General features: G+C 39.7%; 19 protein-coding genes, 1 tRNA gene and 1 pseudogene. 15 read left to right on the forward strand and 6 right to left on the reverse strand.

Annotated elements, in window-relative coordinates:
- The first annotated feature begins 47 nt into the window (after positions 1–47).
- The 5 genes from ispF (at position 48) to argH (ending at position 5,044) form a co-directional block, all read left to right on the forward strand.
- On the forward strand, positions 48–533 hold the full coding sequence (ispF, locus tag RMY63_RS38405) for a 2-C-methyl-D-erythritol 2,4-cyclodiphosphate synthase (protein WP_322733699.1): 486 nt from the start codon (positions 48–50) through the stop codon (positions 531–533).
- 49 nt (positions 534–582) lie between these two features.
- Positions 583–2,373: an ABC transporter substrate-binding protein gene (locus RMY63_RS38410; protein WP_322733700.1), complete on the forward strand. Its 1,791-nt coding sequence runs from the start codon at positions 583–585 to the stop codon at positions 2,371–2,373.
- 59 nt (positions 2,374–2,432) lie between these two features.
- Complete coding sequence (larB, locus tag RMY63_RS38415) at positions 2,433–3,221, forward strand: nickel pincer cofactor biosynthesis protein LarB (protein WP_322733701.1); 789 nt, start codon at positions 2,433–2,435, stop codon at positions 3,219–3,221.
- A 107-nt stretch (positions 3,222–3,328) separates the two neighbouring features.
- Positions 3,329–3,535 carry a hypothetical protein gene (locus RMY63_RS38420; protein ID WP_094348493.1) on the forward strand — a complete coding sequence of 69 codons (207 nt, stop codon included), beginning with the start codon at positions 3,329–3,331 and terminating at the stop codon, positions 3,533–3,535.
- A 123-nt stretch (positions 3,536–3,658) separates the two neighbouring features.
- Positions 3,659–5,044: an argininosuccinate lyase gene (argH, locus tag RMY63_RS38425; protein ID WP_322733702.1), complete on the forward strand. Its 1,386-nt coding sequence runs from the start codon at positions 3,659–3,661 to the stop codon at positions 5,042–5,044.
- Positions 5,045–5,286: 242 nt separating this feature from the next.
- Here the strand turns inward: argH and RMY63_RS38430 are convergent, their stop codons facing one another.
- A complete protein-coding gene (locus RMY63_RS38430) occupies positions 5,287–5,451 on the reverse strand; it encodes a hypothetical protein (protein ID WP_167407613.1) in 165 nt (54 codons plus the stop codon).
- Between the two features lie 769 nt (positions 5,452–6,220).
- Positions 6,221–7,024, reverse strand: a complete 804-nt coding sequence (locus RMY63_RS38435) for a M15 family metallopeptidase (RefSeq protein ID WP_322733703.1) — start codon at positions 7,022–7,024, stop codon at positions 6,221–6,223.
- Positions 7,025–7,126: 102 nt separating this feature from the next.
- Between RMY63_RS38435 and RMY63_RS38440 the strand changes: the two genes are divergently transcribed.
- Positions 7,127–7,393 (forward strand): hypothetical protein, encoded by a 267-nt coding sequence (locus RMY63_RS38440; protein WP_416212588.1) that lies wholly within the window; start codon positions 7,127–7,129, stop codon positions 7,391–7,393.
- A 160-nt stretch (positions 7,394–7,553) separates the two neighbouring features.
- Positions 7,554–7,685 (forward strand): hypothetical protein, encoded by a 132-nt coding sequence (locus RMY63_RS38445; protein WP_416212589.1) that lies wholly within the window; start codon positions 7,554–7,556, stop codon positions 7,683–7,685.
- 98 nt (positions 7,686–7,783) lie between these two features.
- On the opposite strand, the gene RMY63_RS38450 is transcribed toward RMY63_RS38445, so the two are convergent.
- Both RMY63_RS38450 and tsaB read right to left on the reverse strand, forming a co-directional pair.
- Complete coding sequence (locus RMY63_RS38450) at positions 7,784–7,930, reverse strand: hypothetical protein (protein ID WP_322733704.1); 147 nt, start codon at positions 7,928–7,930, stop codon at positions 7,784–7,786.
- Complete coding sequence (tsaB, locus tag RMY63_RS38455) at positions 7,930–8,589, reverse strand: tRNA (adenosine(37)-N6)-threonylcarbamoyltransferase complex dimerization subunit type 1 TsaB (RefSeq protein ID WP_322733705.1); 660 nt, start codon at positions 8,587–8,589, stop codon at positions 7,930–7,932. Before tsaB ends, RMY63_RS38450 begins: the two co-directional genes overlap by 1 nt.
- Positions 8,590–9,054: 465 nt before the next feature.
- Between tsaB and RMY63_RS38460 the strand changes: the two genes are divergently transcribed.
- The 3 genes from RMY63_RS38460 to RMY63_RS38470 all read left to right on the forward strand — a co-directional run bounded on the left by RMY63_RS38460 (position 9,055) and on the right by RMY63_RS38470 (position 11,494).
- Positions 9,055–10,242: a murein hydrolase activator EnvC family protein gene (locus RMY63_RS38460; protein WP_322733706.1), complete on the forward strand. Its 1,188-nt coding sequence runs from the start codon at positions 9,055–9,057 to the stop codon at positions 10,240–10,242.
- A 44-nt stretch (positions 10,243–10,286) separates the two neighbouring features.
- A tRNA-Arg gene (locus RMY63_RS38465) sits at positions 10,287–10,359 on the forward strand.
- Positions 10,360–11,074: 715 nt separating this feature from the next.
- Positions 11,075–11,494, forward strand: a complete 420-nt coding sequence (locus tag RMY63_RS38470; protein WP_322733707.1) for a hypothetical protein — start codon at positions 11,075–11,077, stop codon at positions 11,492–11,494.
- 222 nt (positions 11,495–11,716) lie between these two features.
- On the opposite strand, the gene RMY63_RS38475 is transcribed toward RMY63_RS38470, so the two are convergent.
- The gene (locus RMY63_RS38475; RefSeq protein ID WP_322733708.1) at positions 11,717–12,124 is read right to left on the reverse strand and encodes a hypothetical protein; all 408 of its coding nucleotides are present in this window, start codon (positions 12,122–12,124) and stop codon (positions 11,717–11,719) included.
- Between the two features lie 313 nt (positions 12,125–12,437).
- Between RMY63_RS38475 and RMY63_RS38480 the strand changes: the two genes are divergently transcribed.
- The 3 genes from RMY63_RS38480 to RMY63_RS38490 all read left to right on the forward strand — a co-directional run bounded on the left by RMY63_RS38480 (position 12,438) and on the right by RMY63_RS38490 (position 15,831).
- Positions 12,438–12,884, forward strand: a complete 447-nt coding sequence (locus RMY63_RS38480) for a hypothetical protein (protein WP_322733709.1) — start codon at positions 12,438–12,440, stop codon at positions 12,882–12,884.
- A 70-nt stretch (positions 12,885–12,954) separates the two neighbouring features.
- Positions 12,955–13,494, forward strand: a complete 540-nt coding sequence (locus RMY63_RS38485; RefSeq protein ID WP_322733710.1) for a hypothetical protein — start codon at positions 12,955–12,957, stop codon at positions 13,492–13,494.
- Between the two features lie 120 nt (positions 13,495–13,614).
- Positions 13,615–15,831 (forward strand): hypothetical protein, encoded by a 2,217-nt coding sequence (locus tag RMY63_RS38490; protein ID WP_322733711.1) that lies wholly within the window; start codon positions 13,615–13,617, stop codon positions 15,829–15,831.
- Positions 15,832–15,911: 80 nt separating this feature from the next.
- Here RMY63_RS38490 and RMY63_RS38495 read toward each other — a convergent pair whose 3' ends face one another.
- Positions 15,912–17,348: a hypothetical protein gene (locus RMY63_RS38495; protein ID WP_322733712.1), complete on the reverse strand. Its 1,437-nt coding sequence runs from the start codon at positions 17,346–17,348 to the stop codon at positions 15,912–15,914.
- A gap of 327 nt (positions 17,349–17,675) precedes the next feature.
- Between RMY63_RS38495 and RMY63_RS38500 the strand changes: the two genes are divergently transcribed.
- Together RMY63_RS38500 and RMY63_RS38505 are read left to right on the forward strand one after the other, a co-directional pair.
- A complete protein-coding gene (locus RMY63_RS38500) occupies positions 17,676–18,578 on the forward strand; it encodes a class I SAM-dependent DNA methyltransferase (RefSeq protein ID WP_322733713.1) in 903 nt (300 codons plus the stop codon).
- Between the two features lie 49 nt (positions 18,579–18,627).
- A pseudogene (locus RMY63_RS38505) lies at positions 18,628–19,316 on the forward strand (N-6 DNA methylase).
- Positions 19,317–19,473 lie beyond the last annotated feature (157 nt).

Here is a 19,473-nt window from a genome sequence, read left to right on the forward strand (position 1 = left end):
GACAAATGACAAATGACAAATGACAAATGACAAATGACAAATGACAAATGACAAAAATTCGTATTGGTAACGGCTACGATATTCATCAACTAGTGAGCGATCGCGCTTTGATTTTAGGAGGAATTCAAATTCCCCATGAATTAGGTTTATTGGGGCATAGTGACGCTGATGTGTTAACGCACGCAATTATGGATGCCATGCTTGGGGCATTATCTTTGGGGGATATTGGTCATTATTTTCCACCTAGCGATCCCCAATGGGCGGGAGCAGATAGTTTAGTACTATTAACTCAAGTACATCAACTGATTCGCGATCAAGGCTGGCAGATCGGAAACATTGATTCGGTGATAGTAGCAGAACGTCCAAAATTAAAACCACATATTCACAAGATGCGCGACAAACTAGCGGCAGTTTTAGAATTAGAACCAAATCAAATTGGCATCAAAGCTACCACCAACGAAAAATTAGGCCCCGTTGGACGCGAAGAAGGTATCTGTGCTTATGCTGTTGTTTTACTAGTTGCTTCAGAGTAACTTTTCCAGGACTTACGCACAGATAACGAAAAACATTAAATTTAATTTTATGAAATCACAATCAATCTTTTTTGCAATTAGGCGTTTTTGGCTAACATTAATTCTGACTTCAGCAACAGCACTTACACTTACCGCCTGCAACCCTGCTAACTTCAAAAGTGCAGCCGCTCAAGTGCCGCAAGTCGTCACCGCAGTTTTGAGCGAACCTTCAACTTTTAATTATGCCCTGAATGAGTCGGCATATAGCGTTTTTGGCTTCCTCTATGACTCATTGATTAATGAAAATCCTATAACCACAAAATTAGAGCCTGCTTTAGCAGAAGCCTGGGAAGTTTCTGAAGATGGTCAGAGGATTGTAATCACCCTACGAGAAGGAATTAAGTGGTCAGATGGTCAGCCAATGACTACTGATGATGTTGTCTTTACTTATAACGAAATCTACCTCAATCCCAAAATTCCTACCTCCACCAAAGATGCTTTAAGAATTGGTGACAAGGGCACTTTGCCAAAGGTGAAAAAAGTTGATGAGCGTCGGGTTGAATTTAGCATACTGGAACCCTTTGCTCCTTTTTTAAGATATGTAGGTGGTATCCCAATTATGCCAGCCCATGCTCTACAGGAAGCAGTTCGCACAATTGGCTCTGATGGAAATTCTAAGTTTCTCTCAATATGGGGAACAGGCACAGATCCTAAACAAATTGTTGGCAACGGCCCATATATTATGGAAAGTTACGTTTCTAGTCAGCGAGTTATATTTCGGCGTAATCCATACTACTGGCGCAAAGATGCTCAGGATAATCCTCAGCCTTACATTGAGCGTATAGTTTGGCAAATTATTGAATCTACTGAAAACCAGTTGATTAGTTTTCGCTCTGGACAGTTAGATGATTTAGAAGTTCCTCCTGAAGGTTTTAGTTTGCTGAAGCGAGAAGAAAAACGGGCAAAGTTTGAAATTTATAACGGTGGGCCAGATACAAGTACGACTTTTATTGCTTTCAATCTTAGTAAAGCGAAGAATTCTCAGGGCAAACCTTTCGTAGACCCCATTAAATCTAGCTGGTTTAATAAAAAGGAATTCAGGCAGGCTATAGCCTATGCACTTGACCGCGAAACCATGAAAACAAATGCTTTTCGGGGATTAGGTGAACTGCAAAATTCATTTGTTTATGTCAAAAGTCCCTACTTCCTTCCTCCAGAAAAAGGATTAAAGGTATATAATTACGAACCAGATAAATCTAAGAAATTACTGTTACAAGCTGGATTTAAATATAATGACCAAAATCAACTTTTAGATGCTGATGGTAACAGAGTTAGGTTTACAATCTTAACGAATTCGGAAAGAAAAGTTAGAGGAGATATGGCATCTCAAATCAGACGGGATCTCGCTAAGATTGGGATTCAAGTAGATTTGCAAATTCTCAGCTTTAATTCTTATCTAGAAAAACTCAAAGTTACGCAGAATTGGGATTGTTACCTGGGAGGATTTGCTGGAGGCGGTATTGAACCCCACGGCGCTAGCAATATCTGGAGGATTGCCGGTGCATCCCACGCATTTAATTTGGGGCCACAACCGGGAGATCCACCCATGACTGGCTGGGAAGTTTCCGACTGGGAAAAACAAATTGATAGCCTTTACATTAAAGGCGCACAGGTATTGGATGAAAACAAGCGCAAAGAAATTTATTACGAATATCAGCGCATCGCCTCAGAACAGTTGCCGTTTATTCATTTAGTGGAGAGGTTGAATCTACAAGCAGTGCGCGATCGCTTCCAAGGAATTCAATATACTGCTCTTGGTGGCCCGTTTTGGAACCTCTACGAACTAAAAGTAATCGATTAGTCATTGATCATTGGTCATTGGCCATGGGGCATTGGTTATTCACAAAGGACAAATAAAAAATGACCGATGAAAAAACATTGCGATCGCTACTCGTTGCGGTTGCCAATGGTAAAGTTACGCCAGATACGGCATTAGACTCACTCAAAGACTTAACTTATGAATCTGTGGGTGAGTTTGCCAAAATTGACCATCATCGCCAGCTAAGAACTGGTTTCCCAGAGGTAATTTGGGGCCCTGGTAAAACGCCCGAACAAATTGCTCAAATTATGGAAGTGATGCGCCTCCGTAACCCTGTAGTGATGGCAACTCGCATTGAACCAGCAGTTTATGCTGTACTGCAATCAAAAGTTAGCGGTTTGCGATATTACGATTCGGCGCGAATTTGTGCGATCGCTCCCCCTACCATCGAACCACAATTCTGGGGTGAGATCGGTATTCTTTCTGCTGGTACCGCCGATTTACCGATTGCTGAAGAAGCGGCTGTCACTGCTGAACTTTCTGGTTTCCGGGTACAGCGCCTCTGGGATGTTGGCGTTGCTGGGATTCATCGTTTGCTGAGTAACCGCCACCTGATTGAATCAGCATCGGTGTTGATTGTCGTGGCGGGGATGGAAGGCGCTTTACCCAGCGTTGTCGCAGGTTTAGCGAGTTGTCCCGTGATTGCCGTACCCACCAGCATCGGTTATGGCGCAAGTTTTAATGGTTTAGCACCACTATTGACAATGCTTAACTCTTGTGCTGCGGGAGTAGGCGTAGTAAATATCGATAATGGTTTTGGTGCAGCAGTTTTGGCAGGGCAAATTTTGCGAACTGCCGAAAAATTGCGGTTGGCATCGGCTGGATCTTGAGTTAAGACATTGAAGTTATATCCAAATATTTCAGTAAATATCAGTAATTAATCTAAATAATAAACTGATGCTGAAATTTGCCACCCCTAACTTCTTAATCGACAAAGATGAGCAATTACAGCGATTTGACATCTCAGTTACTTTGGCATTTGCCTGTAAATTTGACAGCATTAGCACAAACAATCACCGATCCAAACGTTATGGGTCAGATGCAAAAAGCTTGGAGCCACTTTATACAAACAGGTCAAGTGTGGGCATTGTTGATTGGTTTAGTCATTGGCTATATGATTCGGAATCTAACTAGCTACGGTTAAATCTAGGGGGAGTGGGGAATAGGGAGTAGGGAGTAGGGAAATCAGGAAAATTATCTTCCTCCTCTTCCTAAATCATCACCTCCCATTCCCCACTCCCCACTCCCCACTCCCCTGATAATATTTATGACCAAAGAAGAAACTTGGAGCCAGCGGTTTGAATCAGCGTTGCATCCAGCGATCGCTCGTTTTAATGCCAGTATAAGTTTTGATATTGAATTAATCGAATATGACCTCACTGGTTCTCAAGCTCATGCCAAAATGCTTGCTCACACGGGCATCATCTCCCCAGAAGAAGCAGAGCAACTGGTTGCCAGTTTAGAACAAATTCGCCAAGAGTACCGCCACGGGAAATTTCAGCCCGGTGTCGATGCTGAAGATGTGCATTTTGCAGTTGAACGCCGACTGACAGAAATTGTCGGCGATGTGGGTAAAAAGCTGCATACAGCGCGATCGCGTAATGACCAAGTTGGCACTGATACCAGACTCTACCTGCGCGACCAAATCCAACAAATCAAAAGCGAATTGCGAGAATTTCAAGGTGTTTTACTGGATATAGCCGAAAAGCACGTTGAAACTCTGATTCCTGGCTATACCCACCTCCAACGCGCTCAACCCCTGAGTTTAGCTCACCACCTCTTGGCATACTTTCAAATGGCACAACGCGACTGGGAACGCTTAGGAGATGTTTCTCGCCGCGTGAATATCTCACCTTTGGGATGTGGTGCTTTGGCGGGAACTACTTTCCCTATCGATCGCCACTACACAGCCAAGCTCTTGAATTTCGACGATATTTATGCTAATAGCCTCGATGGAGTGAGCGATCGCGATTTTGCGATCGAATTTTTGTGTGCTGCTAGCTTGATTATGGTTCACCTCAGCCGCCTTGCAGAAGAAGTCATTCTTTGGTCATCTGAAGAATTTCGCTTTGTCACCCTCAAAGATAGCTGTGCTACTGGTTCCAGTATCATGCCCCAAAAGAAAAATCCCGATGTCCCAGAATTGGTGCGGGGGAAAACAGGACGTGTATTCGGTCATCTACAGGCGATGTTGGTCATTATGAAGGGGCTACCCCTGGCATATAACAAAGACTTACAAGAAGATAAAGAAGGTCTATTTGATAGCGTTAACACAGTCAAAGCATCTCTAGAAGCGATGACGATTTTGCTCAGGGAAGGCTTAGAATTTCGTACCCAGCGGTTAGCATCAGCTGTGGGAGAAGATTTTTCTAATGCTACTGATGTAGCAGATTATCTGGCAGCACGGGGCGTTCCTTTTCGAGAAGCTTACAACCTTGTGGGTAAGGTGGTAAAAACTAGTATTGCCGCAGGTAAACTCCTAAAAGATTTAAAATTGGAAGAGTGGCAACAACTACATCCGGCATTTGCAGCAGATATTTATGAGGCGATATCCCCCCGTCAAGTTGTGGCAGCCCGCAACAGTTACGGTGGTACTGGCTTTGTACAGGTAAACAAAGCACTCATAGCTGCCCGCACTCAAATTGCTCAATAGAGGGATTGGGGATGGTGGGGCCCCCTCTGGGGATAAGGGATAATGGGGACTGGAAAGCAGGGGAGCAGGGGAGCAGGGGAGCAGGGGAGTAAGAAAGAAGTTGCAGTAAGTCTTTGTCTTTCCCTTCTGCCCCTCTGCCTCTTGTACCCAATCCCCAATCCCCAAAAATAAATAAGGGCGTACAAATAAATGTGCGCCCCAAAAGGTAAATAACCCAAACAATAAGGATTTAGGCAGGCAGCTTATTCAGTGTCAGCTGCTGCTGCGCCTTCTTCTTCCTCACTCTTTGGTGGTCTTTGTTGGAACCTTCTCTGCATTCTTCCTGTCGTAGTCCGTTTACGAAACTTTCTGGCATACGCCTGGTTACGTAGCGCCTTTTCTTTTTTCGGGTTACGGCGCTTGGCCATGTTCACCTCTATTAATAAACAACAAAAAAGTAGCAACTAGGCATCACGTAGGCAATATTAGCTACCAATATTATTGATATACTTTTAGCCTAATGCAGCAATGAATACGCTTTAAACAGTGTACTAGTCTATCGCATTAGACCTAACTTTGTCAATAAAAATTCTGAATTATTCCCGCCAGTAAGACGAAAAATATCTTTTCTGAGATTCCAATCTGTAAAACTTTCACCGCTACAGCCATCATGATACTCGTGGAACAAGGGATAATTTCGCTAGAAGATGCGATCGCTAAGAAACTTGCTGAATACTATTGTCTAGTTCTGTAAGAACTAGTTATTCAGCCTCCATTAGCATAGAGACAGCAAGCCCTAATTACTCCTGACCGAATTATTTTGACCAAAACAGACTCATGATACAGAGCCAATAAATTAATTTATGGACAAGAAAAAAGATTTATTTCGAGATGCGAAGCACGAGAAATAATGTGTCCTTATTTCAAGCCCACGCCACTTGACGGCAGTTGCTCCACTTGGGGAGACCCCTTGGGAGAAGACCGCACTGCCTCCTCTACTTGGGAAACCCCTTCTCTACGAGACGCTCTCGCGTTGGCGCTAGCCTCTTCCTTTGGGAGAAGACCGCAGTGGCTCCTAAGTTTATTTATGCGGATAAGAATTTTGAATTTTGAATGCGTGAATTTTGAATTCCCCGTACCCCTGCTCTTAAGCAAGCTACGCGTAGCGTCTCCAGAGAAGGGGTTGACTGCTGTCTTTTATGGCGATATCTTAGCGGGTTTCAAGTTTCTGGCTTTGTAGAACATTTCTAAACTATTGCGATCGCCTACAAAACGCCAGTGCCAAGGTTCATAACTTACACCTTGAGCATTATCTTTGGGAAATGACATTTCAAAGCCAAAACGCGCTGCATTTGCTTGCAGCCACCGATAAGCTTTGGTATTGTCAAAGTTAGTTTGGAGATTAGTTGCTGGTACTGCCCCGTCTCCAATATCCACAGCATAACCTGTATGATGTTCGCTATGACCAGGAGGAGCGCTGAGGGCGGCTCGTTCTGCTGGCGTTTGATTTCGCTGGGCGCCAACAGCAAAAAACAACTGTTCTTGGTCTTTGATGGAGCGAAAGCCAGAAATTGGTACTAAAATTACACCTGAACTCCGGGCTGCTGCTACCATCTCCTCAAACTTTTGGGCAGCAGCTTTTCGCATTCTAATGCCCCTATTTGCAAAGATGGTTACTAGTTCTGACTCAGGGGCTTCTGGGTATGGAAAATGCCCTAACACAGTATCGCTGGAATTATTAGATGCTGTTGGAGTTGTAGGAGTAGAAGTAGCTGGTAAAAGTTGAGAATCGGCGTTTTTTTTGGATGCAGTGACGAAAAACAAAAAACCGCTAATTAAAGCCAGCAAGACAAATCCTGCAACTCCCCCAATCAAGATAGTTCGGGGTTGCAACCAAATTTTAGGTGCTGCAACAGGGGTATCGCGTACAGCCACTGGAATATCATCGCCAAGGTCATTCGATGAGTTTTGCGGTTTTCCAGAAAACCCTGCCTTATTCAAAGGTAAACTCCTGTTTTTGTGGAATAGCCATAACAGATTTTGTACTGGACAAAAGTAAACGTAACAGGTAGCATTTTACATCTGTGGTTCTTAGGCGCAATCTTGACAAACCTTTTAGAACTATACGTCAAGCTGGGAGGATTAGTCCTGTTAGGTTTTATTCTGGGACGCAAACTACCTGTAACAGTTCCTACACGTTTAGGACAGTTTCTTTTTTGGGTGGGAGTACCCATAAGCATAGTATCGTTTTTGCGTCAATCTAGCTTGTCGGGGCAAATTTGGATTGCACCTGCGATGGCTTACCTAGCCATTTTACTAGGAGGATTTTTAGCTTGGTTAGGGATTAAACCAATTCGCAATTCGCAATGACGCTCGCGGACTCGCTAACGCAATTCGCAATTACGTGTTGTAACGGGGATTTAGACCCCGCCATAACACTTGCGGCTTGATAGAAGCCGGGGACTTAAACCCCTACACTTTATTAAAGGACAAGCCTATTTTAAAAAAGGTAATTGTCTTACAAATGGCCATGCCTCCAGCTTTCGACACACTGGTAATTGCTGAGACATTCAATCTCGATCGCGATCTGGCAGTTACTGCCTTAGCTGCTGGGGCTATAGTATTGTTAGTTACTCTCCCAGTTTGGCTGTGGTTGTTTTGATTTTAGATTCATGTACTGTGATGCGATCGCTTAAAATCCCAGGAAAAAACCGCCACAAATTGGATGTGCGGTATCTATCCATTCAGACAAAGCGATGTCTACGACGGGCTATGACGCTCCTGCGTCGCTAACGCTACGCTATCAGCGTCGCTGATTTCAAGTGTAATACCCAGACTGGGACGTAGGTGATGGGCTACGCGCCGCCCGAAGCGATCGCCTAATAAGCAGAAATCAAAAATTAGCATTATGCACCCTGTACTGGATGTTGCCCATAATATGGCAAAGCCTCTGACCAATTAGGACACTTGCCCTCTTGCCAATCGAGGTTAGCTAATTCCAAAATACTTGTCACCGTTGCTGCTAATCCAGATTGGGCTTGAATCAACTGATAATCAGTGTTCCAATTCGCTAAAGTTTCCTGCCATGCTTCTGGTATCAACACTCTATCTGAAAAACACACTTTTAGTTTAGAAGTATCTGGCTCAAACTGATAAATAGCAGCAAAAATTTGACCTCGTTGTCCTGGCATTTCCACAGCAATAGTTTTTGGATTTTGACTTTTGCCTGCTTCTGACCAAGCTACCGCAGCCAAAGTTGAAATTGCAAATACAGGAATATCTAACTGTTGCCCCAAAGTACGAGCAGTAACAACGCCAATGCGAGTTCCCGTGAAGCCGCCGGGGCCTTTTGCAACTGCAATAAAGGACAAATCTGCCCAAGTTTGCGGTTTAATAAATTCAATTAAATATTGATGCACTAAGCTAGATAGATCGCGCCCTAAATTCCAAACTTTATAGCGAGTATCGCCTGCAAAATTACTAATTCCCAAACCTAATTCTGGTGTGGTGGTATGTAGTGCTAAAGCGTATTTATTTATGGCAAGGTCGTCTTGTTCCGTTAGCAAAGTTATTTAAAATATCTATTTTTATAAAGTTAACGTCAATTATTCAAGTATATAGCAATCTGATTTGATTCCATCATTACCAAAAAGGGGAAAAGGGGAAGGGGTAAAGGAATTCAAGTTAAAACTTTTCCCCACACGGAACAAAGCCCCTATTTTAATTGCAGAGAATATTAAAAGAAGATAATACCCGCCACATAGTGCGATAACTTAGCAGCGTCGATGCTTGAAACCCCTATTTTTAAATATGGGGAACCCCAAGACCCCTTCCCCTTCTTCATTCGTAGAAACTGGGGAAGGTGGGGGCCCTGAAGGGGATAAGTGGTAATGGGGACTCTTAAGAAGGAATAAAGGTGTACTGAGTTTTTTCACGCAATCAAATATGAGTCCTATATTGGAGTGGGTGAATCAAATTTTGGGAATAATCCTCATAGTGTTTGAAAGTATCGTTTTAGTTAGGCTCGCACTATGAAAGGGCGATTTCTCGGAAAAAAGCAGATTTATTGCTGTTTATCGATTGCATTTTGCTGCATTTTGTGGATTTGTTTGGGATTAATTCCAGCTGACGCAACGTCTACAGGGTCTATTGATACTCTGCAACAACAGCAGCAACAATTGAACCAGCAGCGTCAGAGTGTGGTTAACGATCGCTTACGCTTAACTAATCTCCAACAAGAAGCCCAAAAACACCTCACTGGTTTAAAGCAAAATCTGCAAACTACAGATAGCTATCTTCAAGAGAGCGAATCACGATTACAACTCGCTACCCAACACCTCCAGCAGTTAGAAGCTGATTTAGATGTCGCAGAACGTTCATATCAAAAGCGGCAAATCGCAACAGTAGCACGATTGCGTTACCTCCAGCGATCGCCTGCTTTTGCTGGATGGGCAGTTTTGCTCGAAAGTGAAAATATCAGCGACTTTTTCAGCCGTCGTCATCAGTTGAAGTTAGTGTTTCAGGCAGACCAAAAAATTTTGGTAAAACTCAACACCCAAGCAAACTCAATCGATAAACAAAAAACGGAAGTAGAACAGCAAAAAAACGAAATTGGCTTAATTCGTGAGCAACTGTTGGCACAAAAAGCTGATTATCAAACCCAAGCGCAATCACAATCAGAATTAATTCAACGCCTGAATAGCGATCGCCTGGCCTTAGAAGCAGCGCAAAATCAGCTAGAAAAAGAATCCAAAAATTTGGAAATCTTGATTCAACAAAAGGTAGCAGAAGCCCAAGCAAAAACCAACAGCCGCACAAGTATCATCATTCGGGGAACTGGTATAATGGCATATCCTAGTGATGCTGCTACTAGCAGTCCCTTTGGCTGGCGGATACACCCTATTCTTGGCTATCGTCGCTTTCATGCCGGGTTAGATTTTGCCGCCAGCTATGGCAGTAAAATTCGAGCAGCCGATTCGGGAACAGTAATTTTTGCTGGCTGGTATGGTGGTTATGGCAGAGCCGTAATTATCGATCACGGTAATGGCATGACTACACTTTACGGGCATACCAGCGAATTGTATGTTTCTGAAGGACAAGCAGTTGAACGCGGACAAGCGATCGCTGCTGTCGGTTCCACAGGTTTCTCAACTGGCCCCCATCTCCACTTTGAAGTTCGTCGGAATGGTACACCCGTAGACCCAGCTAATTATCTTTAAAGCTGCGAATTTGATCCCAGACGTGCTATAATATTCAAGAATAAGGGCGCGTGGCTCAGTGGATAGAGCAACAGATTCCGGTTCTGTGGGTCGGGGGTTCAAATCCCTCCGCGCTCGTTACCTTTACAAGACTAACCGCAAAATCGAGAGGTTATTTTCTCTCAGTTTTCTCTCACAGGATAAAACCAATCTACCCTATGAGACAGAATTGCAACGGATAGCTAGAATATAGAAAAATTATAGTTTATACTTGTTAATATAATTTTTGCTTATAGTCAATTTATAAAACCTGTCTCTGATAATTCCTAAGAACTTGCTAGAAAATTTTTAATACAATTTATAGTAAACTTGACTTTTTTAAAATTTTGTGCATCAGGTTGATTTTATAGTGGTGCTGTCTCTGCGTTAGAGTGCTATCACCTATATCTATAGGTATGTACTTTAGAGTGCAAAAAGTTGCATACCTTACATACTTCAGTATATTTTCATCCAACTTTTTATGCTTGCTAGGGAATCCAAAGGAAACGGGACTCCTAACTGTGTTACTACCTAAATAATCTAAAAAACGAATTTATAATTATTTCTGAGCAATAAGGCAAAAGTACTTAGACAATTATTAATATTTAAAATTGAAATAAATATTTCATTTTTAACGAGATACGTTATTTTATAACTTTTTTTGGGAAATATATAATTACACTGGTTTTATATTTTGTATTTATTCATATGTCAGACATTAATATAGAGCAACTTCAAGAGAAACTCAAGAATAGTCGAGCTAAATATGAGTCTCGAAAGGCAGAACTTAAGCAGCAATGTATATCTCTCCATAATGAAAAAGCCAGGTGAAGCAATTCGTGATTTTAATCATGCTCTTCATATAGACTCTTCTCTTGATGAAGCTTATTTAGGTCTTGCAACAGCATATTCTCAATTAAAGCACTACAATGCTGCTATCAAAGAGTATTCTAAAGCTATTTTGAGCAGTATTAAAGATATTAGGATAAGTGCTTATACAGGACGTTGCTTATCACATCTAGCATTGAATAATAGGTGGAAAGCTAGACATGATGCTTTGATGGCAGGTTTGAAAGTAAAACAACTTGCTTTTAATAGAACAGAAACCCTTGCCTTAACAGCTATTCCAGTAACGTTGTTAGCAATAACAATGCTTTTTAGAACCATTTATCAAAATTCCTATAAAACATCCGTATTAATACAACCAGTTCCCGTAAGATTTTTTGCTAACTAATAATTATTTTTTATTAGTACTCATTGTGAACACTAGCATTCAGATGCAATTTATCATCTATTTTCAATTTCTGCATTATCCAGCAAATTACTCTGCCGAAGTGTATGAAAAAAAATGCTTAGAAATTTATCAGCACTTTGATGAGAATTACTCAGGACAGAAAAGTAGTATTTACAAGGTATAAAAGTATAAGGACTAAACAATTATCTAGTCCTTTATTACTTAAATAACCTTCCTTAACGTTTTGAATCCTTGGTCTATAAGTTGATTTTGATACTGGTTGTAAATTTTCTTCTCTAATTGGGTATTGTCTCCTGAATAAAAATCCCTTAGTTCTCTCTTTTCGTCATCTGTCAAAGGTTGGTTTTTTCCTTTGATGCGTAATGCAACAATTCTTGTAGGCGGCTCATCTGAATAGAGGTTAGGTGTAGGTAATAAAGGTACTGTCATTAAAGCAAAAGTAGTCAATATTGGTTTATAACTGTACTCTAAACCTTGAATTTGTGGTTGAGCTTCGATTGGTACACCATTATTAATATGTGGCGTATTTTCTATAGTATTCGTTTTTACCCTTGCCACTTTTGTCTTGTTAAATTGATGTCTACGTATCAAATAATTTTGTATGTTCACGGTTCTTCATAATCCATTCATCTGTGCTATATTTATATTATAGTAGTTTTTATGTAACACGATTATGACAAAGAACAAAACAGTAGTTAGAAGTATCAGATTTTCTGAAGAAACTAACCAATTACTAAAAGTAGAAAGCCATAGGTTAGGAGTAAGCCAGAATGACTTGATAAGAATAGGTTTGAGGTCTATCAAAAATGCTGAATTACAAACTTTGAAAGCTGCTAAGGAGTTGCTAGCGTCTTAGAAAATTCTACCTACCAGAGTAAGTTTGAGGACTACTCCCAATTTATTATTGACAACATCGAAGACAGTGACGACAGCAACAGCAACTAAGAGAAAGAAACATCCAGATAAGGCACAGTTAGATTATTTTTTATCTCAACTAAGACAAGCTATTAAAAAAGATATCGCTGAGTTTAAAGCTAGTAAGAAAACATCAGAAGGTTATTGGATAAGCGATTACTCCAAATATAGGATTAAAGATAAGAATAAGGTAACTGTAGACCATGTATACCCTCTCTCATTCAGAAGGTTAGCACACGATTGGATAAAATCACGAGAGATTGATTTGAATGCTATCGACTCTCTAACACACTTAGAGTTGAAAATATTACTAGCTGATTGGGTAGAATTTCATAGAGCAAATTGTAAATTACAGATAGTTTCTAAAAGTCAAAATAAGTACTTGTGGCTTGTAAATAAATCTCAGGATATCCATTACAGTAAGTTTTATCAAAATTCTGCTAACATTTCATAAAACTAAAAATCTCTCTTGTTTTCCCAAATAAGAGAGATTAAAAAACTAACTATTACGGAGACAAAACAAAATGTCTGAGGTTAAATTGTTTGCTATGGAAGAAAATCCTTTTGATTTCAAAGGTGAACGAGTAAAAACAAACTACTCAAAAAATGAAAATACTGTGGAAGCAATGAACACTACAACTACTTCTAATTATAACGAATATCTAAGTGTTTTTAGACAAAATGTAGCTCAAAATGCATCTGCATACGAAGCATATAGACAAAAAATTATACAGCATCGAAAAAATTATAAGAAACTTGTACTTAGGAAGCATTTAGATACGGTAAAGCACCAACTCATTATTGATACTAAAAAAGTTAATAATAAACCTGAAGGTGAGGAAGCTTTAGCTACTATATATGAACGTAAAAGAGAATTTACTACTGAAGCCACAGCTTTTGAATTAGCACAAAGAGTACAAGATGGTAACTTATTTATACCAGGTTATATCGATGTCAAAAAAAGACTCGTAGATAAAAATTGGGAGAGTCAATCAATATTTTGTATCGATATGGACGATACACTTACTATCAAGCAAACATTTGCAAGGTTAAATGAATATTAAATACAACATTGTTTTGCATACACTACATTAAGGCATACGCATCAACACCATAAATTTAGAGTAGTATTCCAGTTCCCTGAACCAATTACAGATATAAAACAGAGAAAAGCTATTGTAGATATGCTTTTTATATTATTTCCAGAACAAGATAAGGCTTGTAAGAATCCTACTAGGAGATTTTTAGGCAGTAGAGAATACACGGTATTCTTTCCAGCTTATGATAAGTATCTAAATGTTAATAATCTATTAGTAGCTACCCGTTCCTTAGTCAATACAAGGTTAAATACTACTAGTAATCTCTCTCGTAACTTAGACAGATTAGACAAGTCGTTAAAAGTGGATGAATTAGCGCAAAACCCTTTATATTATCTAAAGGGAATTGCGGTATTTAATCCAAAAAACGCTACTTTTATAGAAAGTAAGAGAGTAAGTATTAATGATAATAGCCCTGTATCCTCAAGAACGGCAAGCTATGAAATACTACGTGGAGTAGATTTTGAACAGCTAGCTAATAGGGTTAAAATATTCCAAGATTTTTGCAATCCCAATATCAAACTGAATCATGTACAGTTACTAGGTATTGCATCATCCCTACGCTTTATCGAAGGTGGTGAGAAGTTTTTTATAGAGACTGTATCTAATAATCCTTTGTACGCTAATGAGAAAAAATTCTTAGTTAAAGAGTGTAGAAAGTATGAGTACCATGCAGCATCTCTGTATAACTTCAGTGAATACTCTGAAGATTGGGAGTATAGCAATATATATGAAGCTGCTAGGATTAATCGCACATATTTTTATAGGAGAACACAAGAAACACTTATGACATTAGCTACTGCTGAAGAAAAGCTCCATTCTACTTTAATTGAAATACTCCAAAGTAATGATACCGATGTACACGTCATTAAAAAAGCTACTGGTTTAGGTGGAACCACATTATTAGCACAGTTGTTAGGTGAGTTAAGTATAAAAGCTGTTGTAGCTTTTCCTAACCACGCTTTAAAGCAAGAAAAGATAGATTTATTTTCTAATAATAGTAAATGTGAGGTGACACCGATTTTACCTAAAAATATTCCACAAAAACTTAAGGATGAGTTGGAATATTGCTACAAAATTGGTTCTTACACTGCTGCTAAGGACTTGATAAGTAAGAAAGCTAAGAGATATCCAGCACTTCATAACTACTGGATAAATAAATTAAATAGTTACAAATCCAGTAACACTGTACTTACTACTCATACCCAAGCAATGTATGTAAATTTTGATAAGCATACTACTTATATTTTCGATGAAGACCCACTAAGACAAATACTAGAGAAAGGTAGTGTTACTTTAGCAGATTTGAAAGAGTTACTAACTGTAGTAAAAAATAAAAATGATAGGTCAGTATTAAGTAGCTTCTGTGAATCCATTATAAATAATGTTCCTCACTGCATAGAAAAGACTAAAGCTTTAGGCTTAAGCAATATGAGTAATATTGAAGCTGAGGTAATTCAAAATGATACTGGTAGATTATCCACAGGAGTACTTAGGTTTTTAGATAGTGACCAATATGCAAAACATTTACCTGACAGTGAAGATGATACTGATGTTAAATCTATCGAATTTATTAAGCACAACAGTTTAAACTCTGGAATTCTAGGTAACAAGAAAATAATTATAATGTCTGCTACAGCTTCAGAGTTTATATACAAGGCATTATATGGTGATAGAGTCAAATTCTATGATATTGATAATGTTGATGCCATCGGATTAATTGACCAAAATCGTAAGTATAGCTACAGTCAGCGTAGTTTACAGGAACACACCGATTATATAACAGAACAAATTAAAGACTTACCAACTATCACTTTTAAGAAATTTAGGCACAAGATAAAAAACGCATTAGAAGACATTTATTACTGGAAATGCGAGGGATTTGATGAGCTAAAGGGCAAGGATATCGCAGTAGTAGGTACACCACATTTAAGACTAACTGACTATTTGCTGTATGGTGCTGCTTTAGGTATTGATATTAGAACATCAGATTTTAAACTTACTAATCGAGTAGTTGAACATAATGGCATTGTGTGTTTATTCAATACGTTTCAAAGTGAGAGCTTGCAAAAGATACAATTTCATTTCATAGAAGAACAAATAGAACAGGCAATAGGTAGAGCAAGGCATCTAAGAGAAGATGTTGTCGTGAAATTATTTACCAATTTTCCTGTTAAAAATACTTTACTGACTGATGAAGAAAGAAAACCTCACCTAGAAAGATTAGCTAGGATAGGAATAGAAGATGATTCTACACCTAGAGAAGTAATCATTATCCGAGATGATGAGGAAATCTTGATTTAAATAAAATTTCACCTATATCAATTTTGATACAGGTGAACTTTAACACTTTGTAGGTATTCAATAAATAGTGCGTGTAATCGTTATTTCACTCCAATTTCATCCTCATGCACGTTATAAATAGCTGCCAGTAATTTGATTGACTTCTCATCAGTACATCCTAATTTTTGAGCTATGACAACTGCTGACTGTAGCGGAATAGCTTGGTTAGTAGACTGTGTGAGTAAATCCAGTGTTGTTTTAGTTGTTTGTCTTTTTTTGTACACAGTATCATTTATAGCAGGTGAATGACCTAATGACATTGCTCTTTTTTCTAACGGTATTCCTGCCATCATCCCATTAAGATTAGCTAGGTGACGTAAAGCATGAGTTTGAGTGAACTTAGAGTTTTTAGCCCATCTGGTTAATACTCTGTAAGCTCTTTGACTGATGTATGCTCTAATTGAGTTTGGATTCTGTGAGTTTAAATGAAACACTGGCAACTCACCTGATTTAATCTCTAACTTATCAATCAAATTAGGATAGGTTGGTGGAACTAACGGAACAGCTAAACGATAACCAGTTTTAGTAGTAGTGCCTAATATTGTCTCACTTCCTACAACTGCAATCATTTCTTTATTGTTAGCATTTTGTAATGCTGGGATTATTACACCGTCTTTTGTTCTAAAAGCTTTGTCAATGTTCTGAATTGCAAACACCTCACTAATTCTCAATCCATACACTACCTGCATTGAAAATACAAATAACCATGATTTTCGTGTATCAATATTACTTCTTGCATCATTCTCAGGAATATTTACAATTTCTTCTCTTAATTCAAAAAAATCTTCTAATGAGATGCTTTGGAGATTTTCTTTAAACTTAGTTTGTGCTATATCTAATTTGCATAACTCATCCCTTAGCTTGCTATTATCTGTTACCTCACAAAGTTTTTTCATTGCTGAAACACAATCTTTAAAACGTTTACTACCCTTGATTTTGCTATTAATAACATCCATCATATCGGTAATGTTGATGCTATTATTTAACGGGAGTTCTTTGTAGAAACAATAGTACACTTCATACCAGCATGATTGATGGCTAGGGTTGTTTCTATCTCGTGGTTGACGTTTCTTGGTGTAGCTATTCCAGTAATTATCTTCTACTAGCTTGATAGCTTCATTGAATATAATCAAGTCATTCTTGACTTGGTTTTTTTCTAATATGTGTTCATCATACCAAACTAAAAACTCTGTCTCACTGCTAAATTTCCCTAATGCTTCACTAACTTGTTTAGCTTTTCTGAGTGCGTTAGCTATCCCATCCATCGTAAAAGCACAGTTACACGCTTTAGCTACACGCTTATCACCGAGTTTGAATTGTAGGAGGATATAAGTACCACTAGCTTTACTATCTTTTTTAAGTCCTATTCCTTTAGGTGTTTGGTTTTGCGCTTCCTTAAAGAAGTCTAGCAAACGTTCATAACCTATGAGATGATTGGCTATATCGCTTGGTGTGACTTGCTTCTGATTTTCTCTCATCTTTCTCTCAACTTGCCTAGTGAAGTCAGAGAAAACTGAGAAAATGCTAGTTATATCGTTCTTAACCAGATTCCGGTTCTGTGGGTCGGGGGTTCAAATCCCTCCGCGCTCGTTGAATTTAAAATTTACCAAAACTATACGCTGTAGGGGCAACTTATTAATTGTTCTTACGGCGTGTTTAATTTTGCCTAAGTCCTACTGTGATTCCTGTGTGGTTAGAGATCGTTTATCAACAATTAGCCGAGAAACTGCGAAAATAGGGATTCCTTTAAATAAGATAGAAGCGATACCGACGGGTTGGCTTCGCTAACGCAGGAGTTAAGTATAGTGCCGCGTGGAATCAGGAAAAACAGTAAAAAACCAGCAGAAAAAAATGGTTCTGGAGATTTACCACTTCTACAGTTAGCGCAAGCTGGCGATCGCTTGGATATTCCCGCAATGGAACAATGGCTGTGGGATGCTGCTTGTAAAATACGCGGTGCGACGGATGCACCAAAATTCAAAGATTTTATTCTGCCGCTAATTTTCTACAAACGGCTGTCTGATGTGTTTGATGATGAGTATGAAAAGTGCGCCGAGAAGTTTGGGGGTGGAGACTTAGCCCGTGCTTTCATTGAAGCAGATCATCAAGATGCAATTAAAAATAATCGTCAACCGATTGTGCGTTACTATGTCCCGCACCAATACCGTTGGGAGGCGATTCGCTTTCATCCTAAAGATGGCTTAGGGGAATTTCTGACAACGGCGATGCGGGAGGTGGCAAAGCGCAATCCTGGGTTATCGGGAACGCTGACACTGAAAGATTATAACGAGAAGCAAAGCAATCAGCGCGTTTTGGATGATGACCGTTTAAAGGACTTGATTGAAGTCATCAGTCGGCATCGGTTGGGGTTAAAGAATACCAATGCAGATGTTCTAGGGGAAGCCTATGAGTATTTGTTGCGGAAGTTTGCCGAAGGACAAGGGCAAAGTGCAGGGGAGTTTCTCACACCATCAGAGGTGGGTTGGTTGATTGCGGAAATTATTGACCCTGAACCCTACACGAAGATTTATGACCCCACTTGTGGATCGGGTAGGTTGTTGACTAAGCCGCGTCTGGTGTTCAACCGCAAACATCCAGGGGAAGAGAGTAAAGCACCTCGGTTATTTGGGCAAGAGTTGAACTGGACAACTTTTGCGATCGCTAAAATGAATATGTTTTTGCAGGATTTTACTGATACACAAAATTGAGATTGGGGATACATTCAGGCAACCTAAATTTACGGTTGACAAGAAGGTGATGCGCTTTGATTATGTGGTTGCTAATCCGATGTGGAATCAGGACAACTACAGCGCAGATGCTTACGAAGAAGATTCTTTTGAACGCTTTAAGGACGGAATTGCCTCGAAGTCTTCAGCAGATTGGGGATGGGTGCAGCATATTTGGGCATCGCTGAAAGATAACGGACGGGCGGCGGTTGTTTTGGATACAGGTGCAGTGTCTCGCGGTTCCGGGAGTCAGAACAAAAATCAAGAAAGGGACATCCGCAAGGAATTTGTGGAAAAAGACAGAGTTGAAGGGGTATTTTGCTACCTGAAAATTTGTTTTATAACACGACTGCGCCAGGGGTGGTAATTTTGTTAAATCGCCTGAAACCTTTGAATCATAAGGGTGAATTTTTGCTGATTAATGCTGCTGATTATTTTGTTAAGGGCGATCCGAAGAATATTTTGACAAAGGAAGGGATTAAGGCGGTTTGTGAGGTTTATCGCAATTGGGAAACGCGAGAGAAGCTGAGTAAAGTTGTTAAGTTAGAGGAATTGAGGGAAGCGGATTATAATCTTAGTCCGTCGCAGTTTGTGGATGTTAGCGATAAAGTTGTGCATCGGGCGATCGCGGATATTTTGACAGATTTGGCGGTAGCAAGACAAGACAGGGAATGGGCGGATAAAGATTTAGCTGAGGTGCTAGCAAAGTTGAATTTATAGGGTTTTTCATAGAAGGCGATGCCTACGGCTGGCTACGCCTACGCATTTGTTATTTCGGCGTACCCATTTGTTATTTCGGCGTACCCATTTGTTATTTCAGCGTACCCATTTGTTATTTCGGCGTACTCATTTGTTATTTCGGCGTACTCATTTGTTA

The sequence above is a fragment of the Nostoc sp. ChiQUE01b genome (assembly GCF_034531255.1).
GTDB lineage: Bacteria > Cyanobacteriota > Cyanobacteriia > Cyanobacteriales > Nostocaceae > Nostoc.

What these genes read in the sequence shown, in the direction of transcription:
- ispF (WP_322733699.1), top strand. Translation starts at nt 48, where the DNA reads ATGACAAAAATTCGTATTGGTAACGGCTACGATATTCATCAACTAGTG.
- RMY63_RS38470 (WP_322733707.1), top strand. Translation starts at nt 11,075, where the DNA reads ATGAAAAAGCCAGGTGAAGCAATTCGTGATTTTAATCATGCTCTTCAT.
- RMY63_RS38445 (WP_416212589.1), top strand. Translation starts at nt 7,554, where the DNA reads ATGCCTCCAGCTTTCGACACACTGGTAATTGCTGAGACATTCAATCTC.
- RMY63_RS38450 (WP_322733704.1), bottom strand. Translation starts at nt 7,930, where the DNA reads ATGCTAATTTTTGATTTCTGCTTATTAGGCGATCGCTTCGGGCGGCGC.
- RMY63_RS38485 (WP_322733710.1), top strand. Translation starts at nt 12,955, where the DNA reads ATGTCTGAGGTTAAATTGTTTGCTATGGAAGAAAATCCTTTTGATTTC.
- RMY63_RS38420 (WP_094348493.1), top strand. Translation starts at nt 3,329, where the DNA reads ATGAGCAATTACAGCGATTTGACATCTCAGTTACTTTGGCATTTGCCT.
- RMY63_RS38430 (WP_167407613.1), bottom strand. Translation starts at nt 5,451, where the DNA reads ATGGCCAAGCGCCGTAACCCGAAAAAAGAAAAGGCGCTACGTAACCAG.
- RMY63_RS38460 (WP_322733706.1), top strand. Translation starts at nt 9,055, where the DNA reads ATGAAAGGGCGATTTCTCGGAAAAAAGCAGATTTATTGCTGTTTATCG.
- RMY63_RS38410 (WP_322733700.1), top strand. Translation starts at nt 583, where the DNA reads ATGAAATCACAATCAATCTTTTTTGCAATTAGGCGTTTTTGGCTAACA.
- RMY63_RS38490 (WP_322733711.1), top strand. Translation starts at nt 13,615, where the DNA reads ATGCTTTTTATATTATTTCCAGAACAAGATAAGGCTTGTAAGAATCCT.
- argH (WP_322733702.1), top strand. Translation starts at nt 3,659, where the DNA reads ATGACCAAAGAAGAAACTTGGAGCCAGCGGTTTGAATCAGCGTTGCAT.
- RMY63_RS38495 (WP_322733712.1), bottom strand. Translation starts at nt 17,348, where the DNA reads ATGAGAGAAAATCAGAAGCAAGTCACACCAAGCGATATAGCCAATCAT.
- larB (WP_322733701.1), top strand. Translation starts at nt 2,433, where the DNA reads ATGACCGATGAAAAAACATTGCGATCGCTACTCGTTGCGGTTGCCAAT.